6 protein-coding genes and 1 pseudogene are annotated in these 4,846 nt (G+C 31.7%); all 7 read left to right on the top strand.

Annotated features, from left to right (window positions below; translation table 11 throughout):
* The first annotated feature begins 104 nt into the window (after nt 1–104).
* Nucleotides 105–1,136, top strand: a complete 1,032-nt coding sequence (locus tag ACW2QF_RS10750) for a homoserine dehydrogenase (protein WP_455716007.1) — start codon at nt 105–107, stop codon at nt 1,134–1,136.
* Between the two features lie 99 nt (nt 1,137–1,235).
* The gene (locus ACW2QF_RS10745) at nt 1,236–1,370 is read left to right on the top strand and encodes a hypothetical protein (protein ID WP_455716006.1); all 135 of its coding nucleotides are present in this window, start codon (nt 1,236–1,238) and stop codon (nt 1,368–1,370) included.
* Between the two features lie 28 nt (nt 1,371–1,398).
* Entirely contained in the window at nt 1,399–2,163 is a 765-nt protein-coding gene (locus tag ACW2QF_RS10740) for a methyltransferase domain-containing protein (protein ID WP_455716005.1), read from the top strand.
* 114 nt (nt 2,164–2,277) lie between these two features.
* Nucleotides 2,278–3,306, top strand: coding sequence for a hypothetical protein (locus tag ACW2QF_RS10735; protein WP_455716004.1), 1,029 nt, complete (start codon nt 2,278–2,280; stop codon nt 3,304–3,306).
* A 17-nt stretch (nt 3,307–3,323) separates the two neighbouring features.
* Nucleotides 3,324–3,911, top strand: coding sequence for a hypothetical protein (locus ACW2QF_RS10730; protein WP_455716003.1), 588 nt, complete (start codon nt 3,324–3,326; stop codon nt 3,909–3,911).
* A complete protein-coding gene (locus tag ACW2QF_RS10725; RefSeq protein WP_455716002.1) occupies nt 3,908–4,384 on the top strand; it encodes a hypothetical protein in 477 nt (158 codons plus the stop codon). The genes ACW2QF_RS10730 and ACW2QF_RS10725 overlap by 4 nt, the downstream gene beginning before the upstream one ends.
* 294 nt (nt 4,385–4,678) lie before the next feature.
* A pseudogene (locus tag ACW2QF_RS10720) lies at nt 4,679–4,846 on the top strand (ribosome maturation factor RimP); the annotation flags it as partial.

Below are 4,846 nucleotides of genomic sequence, written 5' to 3'. Positions count from 1 at the left end.
ATTTATCTAAACTATAAAATGTATTAATTTTACTTATATACTATTTGATGTTACTATACTTTTATTAATAAATCAATCAAGAAAAGTAAGAAAGGATGACCGATATGGGCAAAGTAATTGGAATAGGATTTCTAGGTTTGGGTGTAGTAGGTTCTCAGGTAATATCTTATATTAATGAAAACAGGGAATATGTAAAGGAAGTTTATGGAATGGAGTTTTCTGTTAAGGCAGTGTATGTAAGAGATATAAATAAGAAAAGAAATATCGATACCAGTGATGTTTTTCTCACCACCAATATAGCTGATATCGTGGAAAATCCAGAAATCCAGGTTTGTGTTGAATGTATGGGCGGAGCGGGAATGGAAGAAACATACAAAGCTGTTATGAAGTCGATACAAAATGGAAAGCACATTGTAATGTCCAGTAAGAAATGTTTGGCGACATATGGTATGAAGCTTATGGAAGCTTCCAATCAATATAATATTCAGTTAAGATTTGAGGCTTCAGTAGGAGGCTGTATACCAATCTGTAGAAGTTTAATGCAAATGTCAAAAGGAGATGAGATAAGAAAAATATATGGGATAGTAAATGCAACCTCTACCTATGTACTATCAGCTATGGAAAATCACAAAATATCCTTTAGCGAGGCATTGCAGCAGGCAAAAGCGAAAGGATTTGCTGAAAATAATTCTTCCGAAGACATAATGGGTATCGATACGCTTAATAAAATGCGTATATTATTAAGGCTTGGTATGAAAGTAGATGTAGATTGTAGATATATTGAGCCAGTATCTATAGAGAATATAGATATAGAAGCAACTAACCAAGCTGGAACTATTATTAGACAGATATTCTATGCAGAAAAAACATCGGCAGAGGACATTTGTTGTTTCGTAGGTCCCAAGGCTTTAAACAGCAATCATATGTTACAAAGTGTTAGTGAGAACTATAATATGATATTTGTAGAGAGTAAGCACAGCGGATTGCGGGCCTACTACGGAAAAGGGGCAGGAGGAAGGGAAACAGCATCTGTCATGTTTGATGATTTGATAGATGTATTACAAAATAAGTATAGATTTGAGGATATAGAACCTATCATATGCAATTGCTTAACAAGTGAGAATTTGGTGTTATAGGTTCTTTGATTAGGGTAGGTAAAAAACGCATATAATGTAAAGTTATCCTATTGTTTATTGAGTTGTTATGATATGATTTTTATGATAAGAGGTTTTTCATTGAGGAACAAAATAAAGGTAGGTTTAATCTTAGTATTATTACTTGTTGTATTAGCGCCAATACATTTCAGATGGTATAGGACAAATGCAGGCTGGAAGCCACATGAAAACAAAGAGGAATCTAGAAAAAAATAATAGAAAATAGAAAATTATGAGGGCGAAAATGAATACAATTGAAGAAGACTGGAATATCATGGCGAAAGCATACGAGGAATTCAACACAGATGAAGATTCATACAGTTACAATATTGAATGGCCATGTATAAAAGATATGTTACCAAATTTACAAGAAAAATCCATACTAGATATAGGGTGCGGGACAGGAATTTTTACTTTTCTGTTAGAAGAATATTCTCCCAAAACGTTGATAGGTATGGATTTATCAAAAGAAATGTTAACAATAGCTTCAAACAAAGCCGAGAAACGACAGTCAATAGCAAAATTTATTACTGGTGATGCATCGGATATCCAAAATAATATAGATAGAAAATTTGATTTTATTTTTTCGTCTACAACCACACATTATATAAAGAATCTAGATACTTTATTTAAGGGGATTTCTAATAGTCTCGAGGATAATGGATGCTGTATATTGTCTGTAATACATCCAGTGTACACTTCCATGTATCCGATACAAAATGGTGATATTTTTCCACAAGATGAGGATTGGAATGTTAGGTATTTAGATAAAAGTAAACGTTCCTATATACAACCCTGGATTGAATATAACGATGATTATGAAAATCACCTAAGCATAAGTTATCATCATTTATTTAGTGATTATGTAAATGCAATTATTAGTGCAGGATTGAATCTATGTGAAGTAGTCGAACCAATGCCACCTGAAAGTTGGAAAGATAATTTCCCTAATAGGTATAATGCTTTTATAGAAACACCAACATATATGATACTAAAAATCAAAAAGTAGTTTAATGCTATTCATACCAAAATTCCTGCATTCTGTCGGATATCTAACATTTGTATACCCATTCATGATAAAATACTAGCAAGAATATCATGTTAAAGTACAGGGAGGGAAACAATGAGTTATTACAAAGTAAATACTCAAATAGCAAATCGTATACACAATGAGTATACACAAATTGAAAACTACTTTGGAGAAGCGGAAGACACTCTCAGTTACATAATGAGCTCCTTATTAATGTCCAATGCTGCATATGGACAAGTCAGAAATCAAATCAAAACATTGATTAGTGATATGGAAAAAGAGAAAACAGTAATGTATACTTTAGGTATCACATTACAAGAGATTATGAACCAATATGAGAAAACAGAGAAAAAAATTGCAGAAAATTATACTAGTAAATCCGTTTTAAATCCGAGCCCAAATAACTTAGATAATAAGAATGGAGTTACTTCAGAGGATAGCAGTACTTCAGAGGATAGCAGTACTTCTAATGAAAAAGATCCTAGTACAATGAGCTATGAGGAGTACTTAGAATACAGATATGAGAATGCAACAGATGAAAATACGAAGGAAGTATATAAAAAATTCTTAGATAATATTAATATTAAAGATGATGATTATGATAAAACAGCACATTATGATAACTTTTGGAATTATATTAAGTATAATCAAGAAGATGACTCTACCAATGTTCGTGGTGTCGGCTGTACATACTATCATGAGGTAGGTCATTTGATAGATGATCAATCCGATTGGTTTGGTGATACTTCTACTGACGGAAGTTACGATTTTTATGATAAATTAAGCAACGATGTTGATAATTACGTGAATAATATTATGGAAGAAAAGGGATATACAGATATTAATGATGCTTATGACGATTTATCGACATGGTTAAATGTTGATGGTAATATGAAAAATGGTGTTTCGGATCTTGTAAATGGCTTAACCAATGGGGAAGCTTGTGGTGGGTGGTCACATTCAGATGATTATTATAATGAGAGCTCTATATCCCATGAAGCATTTGCACATTTCTTTGAAGCAGGTATGTCAGCCGATCCAACAAAATTAGAGTACATAAAGGAAATCTTCCCAACTGCATATGAAGAGTATCAAGCCATGTTGGAAGATGAACTAGACTAATAAAAGGAGTGAAATGAATGTTGAAAGATTATGAAGAATTTAGACACAAGCTCATTTCATTATTGAAAAATGATAAATTATATGATAAGAGGAGCCTAATATGGGAAAATGATGATTTACTAGAAATTGATGATGATATGGATAGTAATGTGATTCAGGAAGGACGATTGGGCGAGTTTCCTAATAAAAGAATTCAGACAAAAATGGGTATTGTAATCTTATTACCTTTAGTGAGAGATAATAAAACCTTAGACGAAATAGAGGATAAAATTGATGATTACAATATTTATCAATTGAGATCGGAAAATAGATTTTTGAAATTGGTAAAATTATTGGATTATGAATATCAAAATAGAATTCAAAGTTATGATGAAACAAAAGACTTTTACAAAATTCCTATTGAGGATAATGGTAATTACTTGCTCGCATATGAAGGCTTAATAGATACACAAAAATATGGAATGATGCTTGGAACTATTATCTTTTTTAAAGGCAAATCAAGTGACATATTTGAGTTTACTTATGCTGGGATTGGAAATTACACTGACATAAAAATGGAAAAGGATATTATACTTAAAAGGATATATGGGAGGGCTAATCGATGAAAAAACTTCGTAAATATAAAACGATTATATCACTAGTATGTATATTTACATGCATTCTATTTATTGGATGTCAGAAAAAAACACCAACAAAAAACTCGAATACTAATACGTCCCAAAGTACAAATAATGAAGAAATAGAGATTGAAAAAATAACGGTTACCTTTGATGATGACAACGGTACTACAAAAAAAGTTTCAGTTAATTTATTAGAGAATTCAAAGACCACAATAGAATTTCAAGAGGAAGCACTTGAAACAACTGAGGAATTTGATGTGGAGGATTCGTTCAGTGAGTTCATTAAGACTAATATCTTATCCGATTCTAGTTCTGGAGAGGATTCTAAGGAAGAATCAGATGACCAAAAGGTTTTGTGGAGAATTGAAGTAAGAACGAACCAAGATGATTTTCAAAGTAATGGTTTTGATGAGTACCCTTCTTATTGGGAAGAGTTATTGGAATATATGGGAGTATAGAAAGGCTTGAGTCCACTCTTTCAATAAATGGAATTCGTTGTATGCATTACTTACAAAAAAGCAATTTTCATGAATTTTTCACAAAGTACTTGCTTTTGCCATGGAATAATGTTACAATGTCATAGAAGTAATAGAATTACAACAAGAGTGGGCGTGAGTCCACTCTTTCATTATGCTATAGACATTTCGAAGAAATAAGAAAGAAATAATAAAAAAGAAGCTTGAATGGTTATAATAACTTATGAAAGAATAATAAGTGTTTTATATATGGAAGTGTAAAAGGAGTAGTTTAATATGGCGAAGAGAGAAGAATACGAAGCAATGACCGAACGTCTTCTAGAACCAATTATAGAAGCGAATAATTTCGAATTATATGATGTTGAATATGTGAAAGAAGTAGGTAATTGTTATCTACGTGCATACTTTGATAAAGAATATGATATTTCTATTGATGACTGCGAA

This window comes from Anaerosporobacter sp. (genome assembly GCF_965301125.1).
This window is presented reverse-complemented; position numbering and strand designations above follow the sequence as displayed.

Excerpts from the sequence above, each read along its gene's own strand:
- ACW2QF_RS10750 (WP_455716007.1), top strand. The coding sequence starts at position 105 with ATGGGCAAAGTAATTGGAATAGGATTTCTAGGTTTGGGTGTAGTAGGT.
- ACW2QF_RS10725 (WP_455716002.1), top strand. The coding sequence starts at position 3,908 with ATGAAAAAACTTCGTAAATATAAAACGATTATATCACTAGTATGTATA.
- ACW2QF_RS10735 (WP_455716004.1), top strand. The coding sequence starts at position 2,278 with ATGAGTTATTACAAAGTAAATACTCAAATAGCAAATCGTATACACAAT.
- ACW2QF_RS10740 (WP_455716005.1), top strand. The coding sequence starts at position 1,399 with ATGAATACAATTGAAGAAGACTGGAATATCATGGCGAAAGCATACGAG.
- ACW2QF_RS10730 (WP_455716003.1), top strand. The coding sequence starts at position 3,324 with ATGTTGAAAGATTATGAAGAATTTAGACACAAGCTCATTTCATTATTG.